19 protein-coding genes and 2 tRNA genes are annotated in these 17,029 nt (G+C 67.0%); 11 read left to right on the forward strand and 10 right to left on the reverse strand.

What is annotated here, in order from left to right; all coding sequences use genetic code 11:
* The first annotated feature begins 1 nt into the window (after window position 1).
* Genes recF through EV650_RS23495 form a run of 3 tightly spaced genes read left to right on the forward strand, consistent with a single transcriptional unit; the run spans window position 2 to window position 3,072 of the window.
* On the forward strand, window positions 2-1,141 hold the full coding sequence (gene recF, locus EV650_RS23485; protein ID WP_134121175.1) for a DNA replication/repair protein RecF: 1,140 nt from the start codon (window positions 2-4) through the stop codon (window positions 1,139-1,141).
* Window positions 1,134-1,685 carry a DciA family protein gene (locus EV650_RS40715; protein WP_202874848.1) on the forward strand — a complete coding sequence of 184 codons (552 nt, stop codon included), beginning with the start codon at window positions 1,134-1,136 and terminating at the stop codon, window positions 1,683-1,685. Before recF ends, EV650_RS40715 begins: the two co-directional genes overlap by 8 nt.
* A 49-nt stretch (window positions 1,686-1,734) precedes the next feature.
* Entirely contained in the window at window positions 1,735-3,072 is a 1,338-nt protein-coding gene (locus tag EV650_RS23495; RefSeq protein ID WP_134121176.1) for a hypothetical protein, read from the forward strand.
* A gap of 15 nt (window positions 3,073-3,087) precedes the next feature.
* On the opposite strand, the gene EV650_RS23500 is transcribed toward EV650_RS23495, so the two are convergent.
* Genes EV650_RS23500 through EV650_RS23510 form a run of 3 tightly spaced genes read right to left on the reverse strand, consistent with a single transcriptional unit; the run spans window position 3,088 to window position 4,879 of the window.
* Window positions 3,088-3,645, reverse strand: a complete 558-nt coding sequence (locus EV650_RS23500; protein WP_134121177.1) for a hypothetical protein — start codon at window positions 3,643-3,645, stop codon at window positions 3,088-3,090.
* Window positions 3,642-4,247: a hypothetical protein gene (locus tag EV650_RS23505; protein WP_134121178.1), complete on the reverse strand. Its 606-nt coding sequence runs from the start codon at window positions 4,245-4,247 to the stop codon at window positions 3,642-3,644. The genes EV650_RS23500 and EV650_RS23505 overlap by 4 nt, the downstream gene beginning before the upstream one ends.
* Window positions 4,244-4,879 carry a hypothetical protein gene (locus EV650_RS23510; protein ID WP_134121179.1) on the reverse strand — a complete coding sequence of 212 codons (636 nt, stop codon included), beginning with the start codon at window positions 4,877-4,879 and terminating at the stop codon, window positions 4,244-4,246. The genes EV650_RS23505 and EV650_RS23510 overlap by 4 nt, the downstream gene beginning before the upstream one ends.
* 376 nt (window positions 4,880-5,255) lie before the next feature.
* Between EV650_RS23510 and gyrB the strand changes: the two genes are divergently transcribed.
* The 7 genes from gyrB to EV650_RS23540 all read left to right on the forward strand — a co-directional run bounded on the left by gyrB (window position 5,256) and on the right by EV650_RS23540 (window position 12,303).
* On the forward strand, window positions 5,256-7,328 hold the full coding sequence (gyrB, locus tag EV650_RS23515; protein ID WP_238174404.1) for a DNA topoisomerase (ATP-hydrolyzing) subunit B: 2,073 nt from the start codon (window positions 5,256-5,258) through the stop codon (window positions 7,326-7,328).
* Between the two features lie 42 nt (window positions 7,329-7,370).
* Window positions 7,371-10,022 carry a DNA gyrase subunit A gene (gene gyrA / locus EV650_RS23520; protein WP_134121181.1) on the forward strand — a complete coding sequence of 884 codons (2,652 nt, stop codon included), beginning with the start codon at window positions 7,371-7,373 and terminating at the stop codon, window positions 10,020-10,022.
* Complete coding sequence (locus EV650_RS23525; protein WP_134121182.1) at window positions 10,022-10,864, forward strand: DUF3566 domain-containing protein; 843 nt, start codon at window positions 10,022-10,024, stop codon at window positions 10,862-10,864. The genes gyrA and EV650_RS23525 overlap by 1 nt, the downstream gene beginning before the upstream one ends.
* 97 nt (window positions 10,865-10,961) lie before the next feature.
* Window positions 10,962-11,035, forward strand: a tRNA-Ile gene (locus EV650_RS23530).
* A 38-nt stretch (window positions 11,036-11,073) separates the two neighbouring features.
* Window positions 11,074-11,205, forward strand: coding sequence for a DLW-39 family protein (locus tag EV650_RS41130; RefSeq protein WP_238174405.1), 132 nt, complete (start codon window positions 11,074-11,076; stop codon window positions 11,203-11,205).
* A gap of 9 nt (window positions 11,206-11,214) precedes the next feature.
* Window positions 11,215-11,287: transfer RNA gene (locus EV650_RS23535), tRNA-Ala, on the forward strand.
* 392 nt (window positions 11,288-11,679) lie between these two features.
* Entirely contained in the window at window positions 11,680-12,303 is a 624-nt protein-coding gene (locus EV650_RS23540) for a hypothetical protein (protein WP_134121183.1), read from the forward strand.
* Between the two features lie 51 nt (window positions 12,304-12,354).
* Here the strand turns inward: EV650_RS23540 and EV650_RS23545 are convergent, their stop codons facing one another.
* From EV650_RS23545 to EV650_RS23570, 6 genes are all read right to left on the reverse strand, one after another.
* Window positions 12,355-12,738 carry a hypothetical protein gene (locus tag EV650_RS23545; RefSeq protein ID WP_134121184.1) on the reverse strand — a complete coding sequence of 128 codons (384 nt, stop codon included), beginning with the start codon at window positions 12,736-12,738 and terminating at the stop codon, window positions 12,355-12,357.
* 115 nt (window positions 12,739-12,853) lie between these two features.
* A complete protein-coding gene (locus EV650_RS23550) occupies window positions 12,854-13,420 on the reverse strand; it encodes a GNAT family N-acetyltransferase (protein WP_134121185.1) in 567 nt (188 codons plus the stop codon).
* 54 nt (window positions 13,421-13,474) lie between these two features.
* Complete coding sequence (locus tag EV650_RS23555) at window positions 13,475-14,155, reverse strand: hypothetical protein (protein ID WP_134121186.1); 681 nt, start codon at window positions 14,153-14,155, stop codon at window positions 13,475-13,477.
* A 115-nt stretch (window positions 14,156-14,270) separates the two neighbouring features.
* On the reverse strand, window positions 14,271-14,810 hold the full coding sequence (locus EV650_RS23560) for a DinB family protein (protein ID WP_134121187.1): 540 nt from the start codon (window positions 14,808-14,810) through the stop codon (window positions 14,271-14,273).
* Between the two features lie 180 nt (window positions 14,811-14,990).
* Complete coding sequence (locus EV650_RS23565; protein ID WP_134121188.1) at window positions 14,991-15,467, reverse strand: NUDIX hydrolase; 477 nt, start codon at window positions 15,465-15,467, stop codon at window positions 14,991-14,993.
* A 10-nt stretch (window positions 15,468-15,477) separates the two neighbouring features.
* The gene (locus tag EV650_RS23570; protein WP_134121189.1) at window positions 15,478-15,783 is read right to left on the reverse strand and encodes a VOC family protein; all 306 of its coding nucleotides are present in this window, start codon (window positions 15,781-15,783) and stop codon (window positions 15,478-15,480) included.
* 136 nt (window positions 15,784-15,919) lie between these two features.
* On the opposite strand from EV650_RS23570, the gene EV650_RS23575 reads away from it, so the two are divergent.
* Complete coding sequence (locus EV650_RS23575) at window positions 15,920-16,573, forward strand: cutinase family protein (protein WP_134121190.1); 654 nt, start codon at window positions 15,920-15,922, stop codon at window positions 16,571-16,573.
* A 49-nt stretch (window positions 16,574-16,622) separates the two neighbouring features.
* Here EV650_RS23575 and EV650_RS23580 read toward each other — a convergent pair whose 3' ends face one another.
* Window positions 16,623-17,015, reverse strand: coding sequence for a nuclear transport factor 2 family protein (locus EV650_RS23580; protein ID WP_166678246.1), 393 nt, complete (start codon window positions 17,013-17,015; stop codon window positions 16,623-16,625).
* Window positions 17,016-17,029: the final 14 nt, after the last annotated feature.

Below are 17,029 nucleotides of genomic sequence, written 5' to 3' on the forward strand. Positions count from 1 at the left end.
GGTGTACGTCACCGCCCTGGGTCTGCTCGACTTCCGGTCCTACCAGCAGGCGGAGGTCCAGCTCACCCCGGGCGTGACGTCCTTCGTCGGGCCGAACGGCCAGGGCAAGACCAACCTGGTCGAGGCGATCCACTACACCGCGACGCTCGGATCGCACCGGGTGGCCAATGACGCACCGCTGGTGCGAGCGGGCGCCACCCGGGCGATCGTGCGGACCGAGATCCGCAGCCAGTACGACCGGGACGTGGTCGTCGAGCTGGAAATCAATCCTGGGAAGGCAAATCGGGCCCGGATCAACCGATCACCGGTTCCGCGGCCCCGGGAAGTGCTCGGTCTGCTGCGGACGGTGCTGTTCGCGCCGGAGGACCTGGCGCTGGTCAAGGGCGATCCGTCCGAGCGGCGCCGGTTCCTGGACGAGCTGCTGACTCTGCGGGCGCCGCGGATGGCCGGCGTACGGCAGGACTACGACCGGGTGCTCAAGCAGCGGAACTCGTTGCTTCGCAGCGCCTCGCAGGCACGTCGGCAGAACCGTTCGAGTGCGGCCGAAGGGCAGTTGCGCACCCTCGAGGTCTGGGACTCCAACCTCGCCCGCGCCGGGTCGGAGCTGCTCGCGACCCGGCTGGAGTTGCTGGAATCCCTGCGCCCGTTGGTCTCCGGCGCGTACGACGCTGTTGCCCGGGGCAAGGGTGATGCCCGGTTGGAGTACAAATCGTCGGTGCTGCTCGAACCGGGCGTGACGTCGCGCGAACAACTGGCCGAGGTCCTGCTCGAGGGAGTCCGGGAGAAGCGCCAGGACGAGCTCGATCGCGGTGTCTCGCTGGTCGGTCCGCACCGCGACGACGTCGTACTCGGGCTCGGGGACTTGCCGGCGAAGGGGTACGCGAGTCACGGTGAGTCCTGGTCGTTCGCACTCGCGCTGCGACTGGCGTCGTACGAACTCCTTCGTGCGGACGGGGGTGAACCGGTGCTGATTCTCGACGACGTGTTCGCCGAGCTCGACACCCAGCGCCGGAACCGGCTGGCGGAGCTGGTCGCGCCGGCCGAGCAGGTGCTGGTGACCGCGGCGGTCGGCGCTGACGTGCCCCCAGAGCTCAGCGGGGCGCGGTTCGACGTCGGCGAAGGGGTCGTTCAGCGTGCCTGAACCCCCGGATTCCTCTGAGAGCGGGCCTGAGAGCGAACCGGAGCATGACAAGCAGGGCCTGGATCTGGCGAAGTCGCTGGCGGGCCGGCTGAAGCAGCAGGCCGCGAAGGGCGGCATCAAGCCGGTCAAGCGGCGCCGCCGGCCGCGGATCGACGGCTCCCAGATCAGCAGCGCCCGACCCGACGACCGCGATCCGCAGAAACTGACCAACACGCTCGGCCGGCTGATGCGCGACCAGGGCTGGGAGGTCGACGTCGCCGTTCACGGCGTGATGGCCCGCTGGCCGTCCATCGTCGGCCGCGAGATGGCCGAGCACTGCAAGCCCGAGTCGTACGACGACACCGTGCTGACCGTCCGTACGTCGTCCACTGCCTGGGCGACCCAGCTCAAGCTGCTCGCGCCCGACCTGGTCCGCCGCCTGAACGCCGAGCTCGGCGAAGGCACCGTCACCCGCGTCAACGTCCAGGGCCCGCACACCCCCTCGTGGCGAAAAGGCCCCCGCACCGTCCGCGGCGGCCGCGGCCCCCGAGACACCTACGGCTGACCGGACTGGGTTGTGCCCGCGACCCATCCAAGCCCTAGGATCGGGCGCGATGCGCACGCTCGTTGACGGCTTTCGCGAGATGGTCCACCTGATCGGAGACACGTTCCGGCTCTGGTGGAAGAACTTGCTGCCCATGACCACCTGGTGGATCGCCGGTTTCGTCGGCTTCACGGTCTGTGTGCAGGGCGCGATCTGGCTGGCAAAGCATGCGCATTCCAGTCTCGGCACCGGCGTGTTCGCCGTCGGCGTGCTGCTGCAGATCACCGCGGCCGTCGGCATGATCCGGACCTGCGCGATGTCGCTGTACCGCTGGCGGGACGCGGCGAGCAGCGAGTCCGAGGAGACGTCCGACCCGACGCAGCGTGGTCTGCTGGAGTTGCTGGCCATCACGTTGCTGCCGCTGGTCGCGGTCTGGTCGGCCTGGGGTTTCTTCGACGACCAGGTCAGCTCGCTCAGTGCGACGTACCTGGTGCAGAACGGGGCGCAGCCCGGCTCTGCGTTCTTCCACCTCGGCAATCACAGCTGGCATGGGTACCTGCCGGCGCTGGTGATCCTGCTGGTACTGCGCCGGGTGCTGCAGGCGGTCGACGACCGCTGGCCGAACCGCCCGGTGAAGTTCGCGCAGGTCTGGGCCGAGGCCTTCTTCGTCCTGCTGACCTTCGTCATCACGCCGTACGCGATTGCCGAGGGCAAGGTCTGGTTCCAGACGCGGAGTTTCTGGTACTGGTCGCTGGACTGGTGGGACGGCGTCAAGCACTTCTTCGAAGGCATCCACATCCCGCTGCCCGCCGGTATCGAGTTCCTCTGGGGCTTCACCTGGGAGACGCTCTGGCCGCTGTTCAAGCTGGGCGTCGGCGAGCCGCTGACCTGGCTGGCGATCACCACGGTCGTCTTCGGCCACCGGGTGCTGTCCAGCGGCGGCGTCTTCCGTGGCACGCGGCTCGAGAGCCGCCTCGGCGGCCAGGCCGAGCAGCAGGAGGCGCAGCAGCGTGGCCGGCTGGTCGGGCTGACCTACAAGGCGCCGGACCTGCTCCTCGGTGGTCTGCGGGAGAAGTTCTACCCGGCCATCAACGCGTTCCGGCTGCTGGTTCGGGTCGGACCGGTGTTCCTCGGCGTGGTCTGCATGGTCTACACCCTCTGGCTGCTCGGTGACGACTGGGCTTTTGTCTGGATCCAGCGGCTGCTCGGCATCCACGGGCAGTACTGGGGCCTGATGACGTACGAGATCGCCGACCTTGGCCGGAGCATCATCTTCGAGCCGCTGCGGATCGCCTTGCTGGCGGCCGCCTTCGACCTGTGCATCTCGGTCGGCAACGAGCGGCGTGCCGAAGCCGCGGCGGCGGCGCAGGCCGAGGCACCGGAGACCAAGCAGACTGTGACCGTCTGACGGTAGGGATCCTGATCAGGGAGTGATCAGGACCCGGTGGTGCTCGATGTAGTCCTCGACGACCAGGCCGGTCAGGTGCTCGACCGCGGACTTCGGCACGATGTAGACCTTCGCGACCTGGGCCGGCTTGTCCATGGTGAACGGATGGTCGTCATCCCCGCAGTACGTCGGTAGCGGGTAGTCGAACGGCTGCTCGGTGTCCCACGTGTTCCCGCGGTCGTCGCGGAGGTTCGCGTCGCAGGTAAACCCGCGGTCCTTGAGAAACACACCGGTGCGCGGGGTGACGGTCAGGGTGGCCACGACGATCACCGAGCCGGCGGGCTCGTCCATGCTGATCGTCTCGCCGTCCTTGTCGAGCAGCGTGGTGGTGGCCTTCAGCGAATCAAGCTTCCACTCGACGTGCTGAACCGTCACCGGTCCCTGGCTGACGACGTTGTCGATCCGGCCCTCGTTGTAGATCCGCTCGTCGTCGTTGAGGTACGGCCGCAGCATCACGAAAGTACCGGTGGACAGCAACGCCAGCAGCAGCCCGGACTGAACCACCAGCCGGGACACCCGGCCGCCGATCTTCACGACGCCACCCGGGTGACCGAGGACTCGACGATGTACTGCGGAGCCGCGGTGTCGGCCATCTGCTGGGCGATGGCCTCGGTCGGGATCCCGAGGTCGACCTGGATCTCGGAGTTGTAGACGTTGAAAAGCATCATCGAGCGCAGTCTCAGGGTCAGGTTCTTCATGTCGGTCGGATTGACCTCGAACACGATCGTGCCGGCGCGCGCGTAGCCGGCGTTCGGGAAGTCCAGGTTGCTGTTGTTCAGGCCTTCGGCCGGCTCGTACACACTGCCTCCGTCGGCCGTCAGCGTCGGCTCGATGCTGTCCGGCTTGCGGTCGCCGCGGACCGTGTCCCACTCGATCGCGACATAGATCCCGTTGGTGTCGATCGGCTTGTCGTCATCGCCGGCGGAGCTGTCGAGCACCGTCCGGGCGAACTTGATCCGGGTCACCTTCACGGTCGAGCCGCTGCCGGTGAAGTCGAGCGCCTGGCCGATCGTGCCGTGCTCGACCTTGATGTTCTGCTGGTCGTACACGTGCTCAGGGGTCGCCAGCCGGGTCAGGCCGCCGAGCAGCACGAACAGGATGCCGACCAGGATCGTCGCGGGGCGGTAGAGCTTCACTTGCTGCCCCCGTCGACGACGACCTTCGGCGCGAGCCGGACGACCGCGGCCGCGCTTTCGTTATGCCAGTAGGGTTTGTCGCTCGCACCGAGGCTGGAGTTGTCGGATTCGTAGTGCTCCTCGAGGACGCCGATCTCGACGACGTCGGCGGTGAAGTTCGGCCCGACCTTGAACTTCACGCTGCAACTCTCCGGCGGCAACCCGTAGACGAGCTGCCAGCCGATCTTGTCGCCATGACAGGACGCGCCCTCGGACTCCACGTTGTCCTCACCGTGGCCCGGCACGAACAGGAACATCTCACCGTCGACGCGGCTGCTCGTGTGTTCCTCGGAGTCGATGTTCTTCGCGTCGAAGTACACCACCAGGTTCGCCTCGGCCGCGTCGTACTCCGTCTTTGGCTTCCGGACGATCTCCGCCTTGGTCAGGCTGTACTCGAACCGGCCCGCGGTCACGGTTGCCGGGGCGGTCAGGGTCGGGACCGTGCGGCCCACCTTCTTCTTCCAGCCGCCGGTGGCCAGCACGACGAGCGATGCCACCACGACGAGGGCGATCACCAGCAGCCAGATCCGCCGGTGCCGGTGAATCACCCGGTCGGCGATCATCGCATCGATGACCTCGTCGAGACTTTCCACGGCAGCGATCCTAAGGGGCGGTGGGTGCGCGCCGGGCACCGCTTACCCAGCATCGGCCCACCATCGGCTCACCATCGCTCCGGAGCCCGGGAAGCGGTCTGGACCGGTCGGTGCCGGAATGGTCAGTCGTGAAACGCCCGAAGGCCACTGAGTGGCCGTGAGCGCTTTCCGGCCCCCCACCCGCGAGAGGGGACATGGCGAGGCGGGAGAAAAGACGCCCTGAGGTGAGTTTCGGGCGGCTGGTGGCAGGTTCTGCTTCGGTCGACGGGTAAGATGGAGGGTGTAGGGCGAGCCGCGCCTCTACCATCACCGTAGAGGGCGGCTCTACTGTGCCGCGATGCCTCGCGAAGGCGGGGTCCGAGGAGGACATTCACCGGTGACCGACGAGCCGATCGAGATCGACGCCAACCAGTCCGCTGACCCCGTCGGCTCCGCCGTACCCGACACAGCCGTGCCCGACCCGGTCGCACCCGATCTCGACGAGATCCCGTCGACGATCGTCGAGCGGGAGTACGACGCGAGTGCGATCCAGGTCCTGGAGGGTCTGGACGCGGTCCGGAAGCGTCCCGGCATGTACATCGGGTCCACCGGTGAGCGCGGTCTGCACCACCTCGTCACCGAGGTCGTGGACAACGCGGTCGACGAGGCAATGGCCGGGTACGGCGACCGCATCGTCGTCACGCTGCTCGCCGACGGCGGCGTCCGGGTCGAGGACAACGGCCGCGGTATCCCGGTCGACATCGTCGAGTCCGAGGGCTTGCCGGCCGTCACCGTCGTACTGACCGTGCTGCACGCCGGCGGCAAGTTCGGCGGCGGCGGGTACAAGGTGTCCGGCGGTCTGCACGGCGTGGGTGTGTCCGTCGTGAACGCGTTGTCCACCACCCTCCGCGTCGACGTGAAGCTGAACGGCAAGCTCTACACCCAGACCTTCACGAACGGTGTCCCGAACGCGGACCTCGCCGAGATCGGTACGTCGACCTCGAACGGAACCACCGTCACGTTCTGGGCCAGCCACGACGTCTTCGAGACCACGACGTACTCGTTCGAGACGCTGGCCACCCGGTTCCGTGAGATGGCCTTCCTGAACAAGGGCCTGGAGATCGTCATCCGTGACGAGCGGCCGGACCACACCGAGGACGGCCACCCGGTCGAGCAGTCGTTCAAGTACGACAACGGCCTGGTCGACTACGTGAAGTACCTGACCGGCATCCGCGAGACCGTGCACCGCGACGTGATCTCGTTCGAGGCCGCGGCGCAGGAGAAGAACAGCATGAGCCTCGAGGTCGCGCTGCAGTGGAGCGGCTCCTTCCAGGAGTCGGTGCACACCTTCGCGAACGCGATCAACACCCACGAGGGCGGCACTCACGAAGAGGGCTTCCGGGCGGCGCTCACCTCGCTGGTCAACTCGTTCGGCGAGAACCAGGGGATGATCAAGAAAAAGGAGGACAGGCTCACCGGTGACGACATCCGGGAGGGCCTGACCGCGATCATCTCGGTGAAGCTGGCCGAGCCGCAGTTCGAGGGCCAGACCAAGACCAAGCTCGGCAACACCGAGGTCAAGGGCTTCGTCCAGCGGGTCGTGAACGACCGGCTCGGTGCCTGGTTCGAGCAGAACCCGGCCGAGGGCCGCGAGATCATCCGCAAGGCGACCGCGGCGGCGAGCGCCCGGATCGCGGCCCGCAAGGCCCGCGACCTGGCCCGCAACCGCAAGGGTCTGCTCGGCGGCGGCGGTCTGCCGGGCAAGCTGGCCGACTGCCAGTCGACCAACCCCGAGGAGTGCGAGGTCTACATCGTCGAGGGTGACTCGGCCGGTGGCTCCGCGAAGGGCGGCCGGGACCCGAAGTTCCAGGCCATCCTGCCGATCCGGGGCAAGATCCTGAACGTCGAGAAGGCACGGATCGACCGGGTCCTGCAGAACAACGAAGTACTGGCGATCATCTCCGCGCTCGGCACCGGTATCCACGAGGACTTCGACGAGGACAAGCTCCGGTACCACAAGATCGTGATCATGGCCGACGCCGACGTCGACGGCCAGCACATCCGGACCCTGCTGCTAACGCTGCTGTTCCGGTTCATGCGGCCGCTGATCGAGCGCGGTCACGTGTACGCCGCCCAGCCGCCGCTGTACAAGATCCGCTGGAGCAACCAGCCGGACGAGCTGGCCTACACCGACCGCGAGCGGGACGGTCTGCTCGAGGCCGGCGCCGAGGCCGGCAAGAAGCTGCCCAAGGAGAACCCGATCCAGCGCTACAAGGGTCTGGGCGAGATGAACGCGAACGAGCTGTGGGACACCACGATGGATCCGGCCAACCGGGTCCTGCTGCAGATCACGCTGGACGACGCGATCCGCGCCGACGAGACGTTCCAGACGCTGATGGGCGACGACATCGAGGCGAGGCGCAGTTTCATCCAGCGCAACGCCAAGGACGTCCGCTTCCTCGACATCTGATCTCGCTGCTCACCGACGTACTGATTTGAACGGGACTTTTTCATGACCGAGACCCCTACTGGCCACGACCGCGTCGAACCCCTCGACCTGCAGACCGAGATGCAGCAGTCGTACCTCGACTACGCGATGGCGGTCATCGTCGGCCGCGCGCTGCCCGAGGTCCGCGACGGCCTCAAGCCGGTGCACCGCCGCATCCTCTACGCGATGTACGACGGTGGCTACCGGCCGGATCGTGGTTTCAACAAGTGCTCCCGCATCGTCGGTGACGTGATGGGTCAGTACCACCCGCACGGCGACTCGGCGATCTACGACACCCTGGTCCGGCTGGCGCAGCCGTGGGTGATGCGCGCGCCGCTGATCCAGGGCCAGGGCAACTTCGGTTCGCCCGGTAACGACCCGGCCGCCGCGATGCGGTACACCGAGTGCCGGATGGCGCCGCTGGCGATGGAGATCGTCCGCGATATCGACCAGGACACGGTCGACTTCCGGCCGAACTACGACGGCAAGTCGCAGGAGCCGGTGATCCTGCCGGCCCGCTTCCCGAACCTGCTGGTCAACGGCTCGTCCGGGATCGCGGTCGGCATGGCGACGAACATCCCGCCGCACAACCTCCGTGAGGTCGCGGCCGCGGTCGACTGGGCGCTGGAGCACCCGGACGCGACCCGGGAAGAACTGCTCAACGCCTGCCTGCAGAACATCAAGGGCCCGGACTTCCCGAACGGCGCGCTGATCGTCGGCTACAAGGGCATCGACGACGCGTACCGCACCGGCCGTGGTTCGGTCACGATGCGCGCGGTCGTCGACATCGAGGAAGACGCCAAGGGCCGGACCAGCCTGGTCGTCACCCAGCTGCCGTACATGGTCAACCCGGACAACCTGGCGCTGAAGATCGCCGAGCTGGTGAACACCGGCAAGATGACCGGCATCGCCGACATCCGCGACGACAGCTCGTCCCGGACCGGGCAGCGGCTCGTCATCGTGCTGAAGCGTGACGCTCAGCCCCGCGTCGTACTGAACAACCTCTACAAGCACACCCCGCTGCAGGACACCTTCGGCTGCAACATGCTCGCGCTGGTCGACGGCGTACCGCGCACCCTGAGCGTTGACCTGTTCATCAGCCACTGGATCGACCACCAGATCGAGGTCATCCAGCGGCGGACTCGCTTCCGCCTGCGCGAGGCCGAGAAGAACGCGCACATCTACCGCGGGTACGCGAAGGCGCTGGACGCCCTCGACGAGGTGATCGCGCTGATCCGGCGCAGCCCGGACGTGGACGAGGCGCGCACCGGCCTGATCCAGCTGCTCGACATCGACGAGATCCAGGCGCAGGCGATCCTGGACATGCAGCTGCGCCGGCTGGCCGCCCTGGAGCGGCAGAAGATCATCGAGCGGTTGCAGGAGCTCGAGACGATCATCGCCGACCTCGAGGACATCCTGGCCAGCCCGGAGCGGCAGCGCTCGATCGTCAAGGACGAGCTCGGCGAGATCGTGGCGAAGTACGGCGACGAGCGTCGTACCGAGATCATCGCGGCCGACGGCGACCTGTCGGTGCAGGACCTGGTGCCGGACGAGGACGTGGTCGTCACGATCACCCGCGGCGGGTACGCGAAGCGGACCAAGACCGACCTGTACCGGACGCAGAACCGGGGCGGCAAGGGCGTCCGCGGCGCGCAGTTGCGGGCCGAGGACGAGATCAGCCACTTCTTCGCCACCACGAACCACCACTGGATGCTGTTCTTCACCACCAAGGGCCGGGTCTACCGGGCCAAGGTGTGGCAGCTGCCCGAGTCCGCCCGGGACGCGAAGGGCTCGCACGTCGCCGGCTTGCTCTCGTTCCAGCCGGACGAGCAGATCGCGCAGGTGCTGACGCTGCGTGACTACGAGCAGTCCGAGTACCTCGTCCTCGCGACCAAGCGCGGCCTGGTCAAGAAGACGGCGCTGACCGACTACGACTCGGCCCGGCAGAGCGGCATCATCGCGGTCAACTTCCGCGAGGACGACGACGAGCTGATCGGCGCCGACCTGGCCACCGCCGAGGACGACCTGCTGCTGGTGTCCCGCAAGGGCCAGTCGATCCGCTTCACCGCGAACGACGAGCAGCTGCGGCCGATGGGCCGGGCCACGTCCGGCGTGACCGGGATGAAGTTCCGCTCCGGTGACGAGCTGCTGTCGATGTCGGTGATCCGAGCCGGCGCGGACGAAGAGGCGCAGTTCGTCTTCACCGTGACCGATGCCGGGTACGCGAAGCGGTCGCGAGTCTCGGAGTACCGCCAGCAGGGTCGTGGCGGTCTCGGTATCAAGGCGGTGAAGCTGAACGACGAGCGTGGTTCGCTGGTCGGCGCGATCATCGTCGTCGACGACGACCAGGTGCTGGCGATCAAGGCCAGCGGCCAGGTCGTCCGCAGCCGGGTCGACAGCGTGCCGGTCAAGGGCCGCGACACGATGGGCGTCCGGTTCGCCGGCGTCGGCGAGTCCGACGCGGTCGTCGCCATCGCCCGGAACACCGATCTGGCCATCGCCGAGGAGGAATCAGAGGCGGCCGAGGAGGGTACTGTCGCTGAAGGTGCCCAGAATGTGGACGGATCGACAACCGAAACCACCTCTGAGAGCGTCCAGAATGATGACGAACGTTCGACGGACGTGGACGGCGCGGCTACCGTCGAAGACGACGAAGCCGGCCAGGAGGGTGACTGATGACCAACCGCGCGAGGCCAACGTGGCCTGAAGGCGCGGCCGACAGCTCCAAATCCCAGCGCACCGCGCCGGGTGGGACGCCGTCTGCCGCTCCGGCCAACCCGGCCTCCAACGGTCGCTCCAACGGCCAGCCTCCGAACGGTCAGCGGCCGTCGGAGTACCGACCGCAGCCGCGACCGGGCAACGCCGGCGCCCCGGTGCAGCAGCGCCCCGCCCCGAGTACGCCGGGCCGGCCGGAGCCGTGGTCCCCGGGAGTCGTCGGTACGCCGTCGATCACGCCGACCCCAGGCTCGCCGTTCGCCGAACCCGAGGCGAAGCCCGACTCGTTCGGTGACCGGGTGAGCGCTGCTCGTCAGGCAGTGCTCGACAAGGCCGCCGCGGTGAAGGCAGCCAAGCCGGACCGGTCCGAGCGGGTCGATGCCAAGCAGGCCCGGCTGGCCGAGAAGGACGCCAAGGCGTCGGGTCGGCCGCAGACGCGGAAGGCGCGGCTGCGGATGTCCCGGATCGACCCGTGGTCGGTGATGAAGACGGCGTTCCTGCTGTCGATCGCCTTCGGGATCGTCACCTGGATCGCGGTGTTCATCATCTGGTCCGCGATCGGTGCGGCCGGGGTGTTCGACAACATCAACAGCACCGTCCAAGAGGTACTGGGCACGCCGACCGCCGAGCCGTTCCGGGTCGAGAACTACATCAACACCGGCAAGGTGATGGGGTTCACCACCCTGCTGGCGTGCGCCGATGTGCTGATCATCACCGCGCTCGCCACCCTCGGATCCTTCCTCTACAACATCGCCGCCACGCTGCTCGGCGGCCTCGAAGTCACCCTCGCCTCGGAGGACTGATCGGCCGCGGCCGGGTCCGGTGCGGCCCGGCCGGAACCGGTTTGGGAGTAGGGCGTCTGGTGCGGTAATCTCTCCCGGGTTCGATACCGCAGTACGCGGGCCTATAGCTCAGACGGTTAGAGCGCTGCCCTGATAAGGCAGAGGTCACTGGTTCAAGTCCAGTTAGGCCCACCCTCACGTATGTGAAGCCCTTGATCCGAGGAGTTCCAGTGCTGAAGAAGCTCCTGCTGGTGCTGGTAGCCGGCATCGGTGGATACTTCGCTTACAAGAAGACCCAGCAGTCCCGCGCCGACAAGGACCTCTGGGCCGAGGCCGTCGACCCGGTAACCCCGGGCCGCTGACCACCCCACGGGGGCGTAGCTCAACTGGCAGAGCACTGCCTTTGCAAGGCAGGGGTTAGGGGTTCAAGTCCCCTCGTCTCCACCGCCGCCGGTTGCTTCTGAGCAACCGGCTTCTTGCGTACTACGGTCAACCCCGCGTGCGTGCGACTACTCGGCCGGCGCCCGCGAGTGAGGCTGCCGTCGATGGGGGCCGTGAACACCCTCTGGTGGCCTAGCACCTGTTATTACCTGTCCCAGCCCACCAGTAGGTGTTCAAGCCCCCGACAGTTCGCGGCGACGGCCGGCCTACGGCGGGTGACGTCGACTGCCGGTCAGCACCGTCCCCTTGGTCGCTCGATTGTCGGGCCACCACGTCATACGTCAGGAGCGCTCCGCGTTCTATTGCAGGCGCGTGCCTGGCATGATTCGTGAGTGAACACAGACCGTCGCGTGGAGCCGCGATTGGCTGACGGTGCGGCCGGCCACTGTTGGCGGGTGGCGCTGCCCATCCGGCTCGGCACGGGAGCGGCAGTCGTCGCTACCGGCGCGATCGCCCTGATCTCCACCGCGATGCAAGACGACCACCCGATCAGCGACCCGCTAACGGCGCTCGCGATATATGCGGCGCTCTGGTGGCTTGGCATCGTACGGCCCGCGGTCTGGCTCTCACCCGGCGAGCTGGTTGTGCGCAATCCGCTGCGGACTCACCGAATCGCCCGAGACAACGTCGTTTCGGCTAGGGCCCGTTCCCGAGGAGTTGCCATCATTCGGCGCGATGGTCGCCGCTGCACCGCCGTGGGCTTGTGGAAGCCCAGGATCGCCCAGGAGCGCGCGGCCAGCCTGATTACCAACTGGGCGCAGACCCCGCCATCGAGCAATCAAGGCGAGGCCCCCGAGAGTTCGTACCCGGAGACCCAGGAAAGCCCGACCAGGCGGCGCGTTGTCGACATCCTGGCCGCCGCTGGCCTCGCCGTCGCCCTCACCATTCCGGCCCTACTCCTGGCCTGGCCCCACAACCCTCAGTGGCTGTGGGCAGTCGCCGGCCTCATCGTGGTCATCGCGATCGTGCCGTTCGGCATAACTCGACAGGCGAAGGATGCGCTTCGGCGCGATCACTGAGACCCCACAGAACCCCGACGACCCTGAGCCAGAGCAACCGGCAGTGCGGAACTATGCCTGTACCGGCCCATCCGGATGCAGGCGCTCGTCCAGCCATCGGGGCCATCGGGGCCAGCGATGCTCCCAGTCCCACTGCCAGGTCTCATTGGCGAACCCGACAGGGTCCAGCTCGATCCCGGGCATTCCGATGGCTTGACCGTGTTCACGTAGGAGCCTCTGGAGCAGCTTCGGGTCCAGTTCGTCGGTCAGCTCGAGTACGACCAGCTCCTTCTCCGTCCTCATCGTGATCACGCGACCTGTCTCCGTCAGAGCAGCGTCGTACTCGCCGTCATCGACGTCGATCGCTTCCATCCAGTCCTGTGCGTCGGCTATCGACGGGAACACATTCACGTCGACACCGGCGAAGACGAAGACAACTCGCGGAGAGGCAAGCACACCCTCAGCATCGCGAATGTACGGCGATCACGCACACGACCCGCCTGAGCGCCTGATCGCTTGGCCGGCGTCTGCTGACGAGCGAGCTGTCGGGCCGCGCTCTCGGCGTACCCGGCTACCTGCGGAGCATTGTCCAGAGGGTCGGGCCGTTTTCGGGGAGTGAGATCTCCTGGATCACGGCGAAGCCGAATCGCTCGTAGAGCGGAACGTTCCTCAGATTGCTGCTCTCCGTATAGGCAGGCCCGTCGATGCCTGCCAGGCGGCGTTCCAGCAAAGCCGAACCGACGCCTCTTCCCGGAGTCGAGGCGCCGAGCTGTGCGAGGTACCAGAACTGTCCGGCCGGCCTTGCTCGCGTGAAGGCGCGCTCCAGCACAACTCCACGGCGGAAACCCGACCGCATGCCGAGAAGCAACCTCGACAACCCCATCAGCGCTTGCCGAGGTGACACGCTGTGGCCCGGTGGATCCCACAAGGCCGCCCCCACCGGTCGACCGTCGTCCAACGCAAGATCGGCGCAACTGGGAGCGGCATGCAGGTGAAGGGCAAAGGCTCGAAACATCTGAAGGTCGCCGCCTGCCTTCGGCATCAGCCAGCGGACCACGGGATCGGCGACGAACGCAGTGGCCAAGACCTTGCTGACGGCAGTCCGATCCTGCGCCGTGGCTCCACGGACCTCCAGCATGCCGGGAGTCTATTGGCCCCAGCTTCGCCAAGCGACATGTGCTGGACCGAGGAGTCAGACAGGGCTGATCGCGGGGCGGAGGCGGAGCAGTCCGTCTGGGAGGGTGTCGGCCCAGGCGGCCATCTCGGCGGTGACCTGGATTGGTTGGGCCATGATGAATGGCTGGGCTTGCGCGTCTGAGCCGGTGCCGAAGGACTCCAGGCGCCAGTCCCGCCAATTGGCCCGCAGGACGTCGCGGAGCTCATCGAGTTGCGCACAGGTGAAGGGGCTGGGCACCACACACAGCTGATCCGGAAAGTGCTTGGACAACTGCCGCTTCATCGCGTCGACGTCGGTGGCGGCAACGACGAGGACTTCGTGGTCTGGGGAGGGACGGAAGATCACCCGGTGGACGATTGCCCCGGACGATTCCAGGTCGCCGAAGTCGATGTCGACGTCCAGGTCCCGTACGTGGTGTCGCCAGCCACCGTGGGGCGGCGGGCACAGTGGATCCCTCCACTCCGGATGTGACTCCCGAGGAAGCCTCTCCTGTCTCTGTGCCTCGACCTCGATGCTCTCGTCGCGCCATATCCCGACCACCGAGAGATGGCCGCGGATCCCGTTCGGTGCAACATCGGTGGGCACTGCCTCCGCGCCGATCAGCCGGATCGACCGATCTGACTTCCAGCCGGGCGGTCTGATGATCAGGTCATGTACGCGCGCCACGTCCAGCCAATCACCGTCCGGACCGGTCACCAGCCGACCCCACGTCCGGACCCTGTCCCCTGCCCCGAACACCAAGTCCCTGGCCCGCCATAAATCCATGGTCCTCCCCGGCCGGAACGACGACCCGCAGCCGCCGGTGTGCCCGCTATTCGCCGGTGGTGCCGTCTAGGGATTGGCGGAGGAGGTCGGCGTGGCCTAGGTGGCGGGCGTATTCCTCGATCACGTGGGCGAGGATGAAGCGGACGTCGGTGTCGCCGAACTCCGGGTTGGGGACTGTGCGCGGTACGTTTCGGGTGCCGTTCGTGAAGAGGGCGCGTGAGTCCTCGCAGGCTGCCAGGTAGTCGGCGTACACCTCGTGGGCGGGCGTGGGGTCCGTCTCGTCGAACCACTCGCCGCCGTCTGCGGTGATGTAGGACTGGTACGGGAAGAACTGCGGGGTGGTGTCCGCGAGTTTGAGTTGTAGCCAGTAGCGCTCGACTCCCTGTAGGTGGCGCATGAGTCCGAGCAATGTCAGGTCCGACGACGGTACGGACCGTTGGCGCAGCTGAGCGTCCGTGAGTCCCTCGCACTTCCAGAGGAACGTCGCCCGGTGGTAGTCGAGGTTCGACGCGATCACCTCCAGCCACGAACCAGTCAACACCCGCTCGGGCCTGACCACCTTCTCGATAATCACGATGTCGCTCACGCGGCAGCCCTCCATGGTTCGCATGCGTGTACCTGTTCGATGCCCGGGGTGGCCGTGGATCGACAGACTGGTGCGCTAACGACAGGAGGTATCGGGCGATCTGGCCTGAATCGCGAACCGCTCAGGCGGGCGAGGCGGTATACGTAGACGACTACGTCCTGTCGTTACGGCGACCGTTGGTCAGTGTTCGAGCAGACCGCCGGCTAGGACTGGTGGGACGTGGCCGGTTGGCGGGCGTGACTGGAACAGGGCGAGGCCGATGTCGACCAGCGCGGCGCGGCGGAGGGCGGGGACGTCGGCTAGAGGGGTCCAGACGGATTCGGCCGTTTCGCCGTTGGGTTCGGGGCGGAGGGTGCCGGCGGTGATGCGGGCGGCGTAGAAGATGCCGATGTTCTGATGGTCCTCGGTGCCTGGCCGGCGACTCTCGACTCCGGGGATCACTCGGGAGTCGACGCCGAGCAGGCTCTCGACGACAGCCGTGCAGCCCGTCTCTTCCGCGATCTCGCGGACGACGGTGTCGAACGGGTCCTCACCCGGTTCAACGCCACCACCGGGCAGCGTCCACCAGGTGCCATCGCCGTACGGCGAGACGTATCTCGCCAGCAGCACCCGTCCGTCCTCGACACACACCCCGTACGCCGCCAGCCGTCGACTCATTCCCCGAACCCTAGATGCAGAAGGGGTGCCCGGCCGGGTCGGCGTAGACGTGGTGGTGGGGCCCGCTGGTTTGGAGGGGTTGGGCGCCGACGGTCAGGGCGTGAGCGCGGGCTGCGGGTACGTCGGGGGTGGACAGGTCCAGGTGAACTTGCTGGGGGTAGGCAGGGTCGGGCCAGCGTGGAGCGGGTGACGTGCTCTGCTGGAAGGCGAGTGCCGGGGTGCCGGCGAGGACTACTCGAGAGGGTGCGTCGAGCGGTCGGTCCAGGAGCGTGCTCCCCGGGCACGCGAAGACGATGTTCTGGATCGTCAGGCTCACCCCTTCACCTCACCCGACCGCACGGCGGTTGTCGAGCGGTGGGCGATTGTGTGCGGTTTGTAGTCGAGAGCTTGCGGGCTGTTAGCGTCTGACGTGAGTTCAAACGATCGTGTGAAATGACTACTGGGGAGAGTTGATGAGAAAAACTGCGGCCATGTTGGCCGGTCTTCTGTTGGCGGCGGGTGGTACGTATCTCGTGGCGGCGCCTGCGGCGCAGGCGGCTGATTGTGGAGGGACCTACACGATTGTGGTCGGTGGCACCGGCGACAACGACTCCAATGCGCCGTACTGGCAAGGGAACATCAGCCAGCGGGTCGGGTATCCGGCCCAGCCGATCGGTTACAACGCCCGCCAAGGCGTCAACGAGCTGAACCGGCTGATCCGCGATCACCGCAACGCCTGCCCGGATCAGCACGTCAAGGCGATCGGGTTCTCGCTAGGCTCAGCGGTGGTGCACACGTGGGTCACCGAGAACTGGCAGACGATCGATAACGTCAACGCGGTCCTGATCGCCGATCCCAAGCGGGCCGCGGGTCCGGGCAACGCGGGAGCCGCGGCGCACCCGCTCGTCGCCCCGGTTGTCGGCGCACCGCTGGCCGGCGCGGACAACTTCTTCGGCGACATTCCGACGCTGACGCTCTGCACCGACGACATCATCTGCAACATCGACGCGTCGTCCGGGCTCCCGGGATACCTCTGGGAAGGCAAGCACGGCAACTACAACTTCAACGTTGACGTGTACTCCGACGACGCCAGAGGCCAATGGTTCAACGGGGTCTACATCCCCTGACAGGTACGACGGCGTGCCGGCCGGCAACCAGTCGGCCGGCACCCCGCACTCAGCTGAGATCCGGGACGGTTGCAGCGCTGACGTAGTCGCGGAACAGCTTGATCTCACCGTTCTGGATCCGGAACACCTGGACGCAGGTGGCCTGGAACGGTTCGCCGGTCGTCGTGTTCCGGCCGTCGGTGACGAGTTCGAGGATCACCACCTCGGGGTCGACCGTCTCGTGCAGCTGGACGACGCGCAGGTCGACGATCTCGACGGGATGATCGGCAGCCTTCAACGAGAACTCGCGGATCGCCTCGCGTCCGTCGAGGCGATCAGGTAGGCCGGCAACGGCGAACGGCATCTCGATCACGCCGTCCTCGGCGAACAGATTCGCGAACGACTCGAAGTCGCGATCGACGATGTGGCGGCGACGGAGCTCGAGTACTTCCAGTGGTGTCATGACCCCTCCAGCGA

Origin of the sequence: Kribbella kalugense, assembly GCF_004365875.1 — a bacterium.
Classification (GTDB): Bacteria; Actinomycetota; Actinomycetes; order Propionibacteriales; family Kribbellaceae; genus Kribbella; species Kribbella kalugense.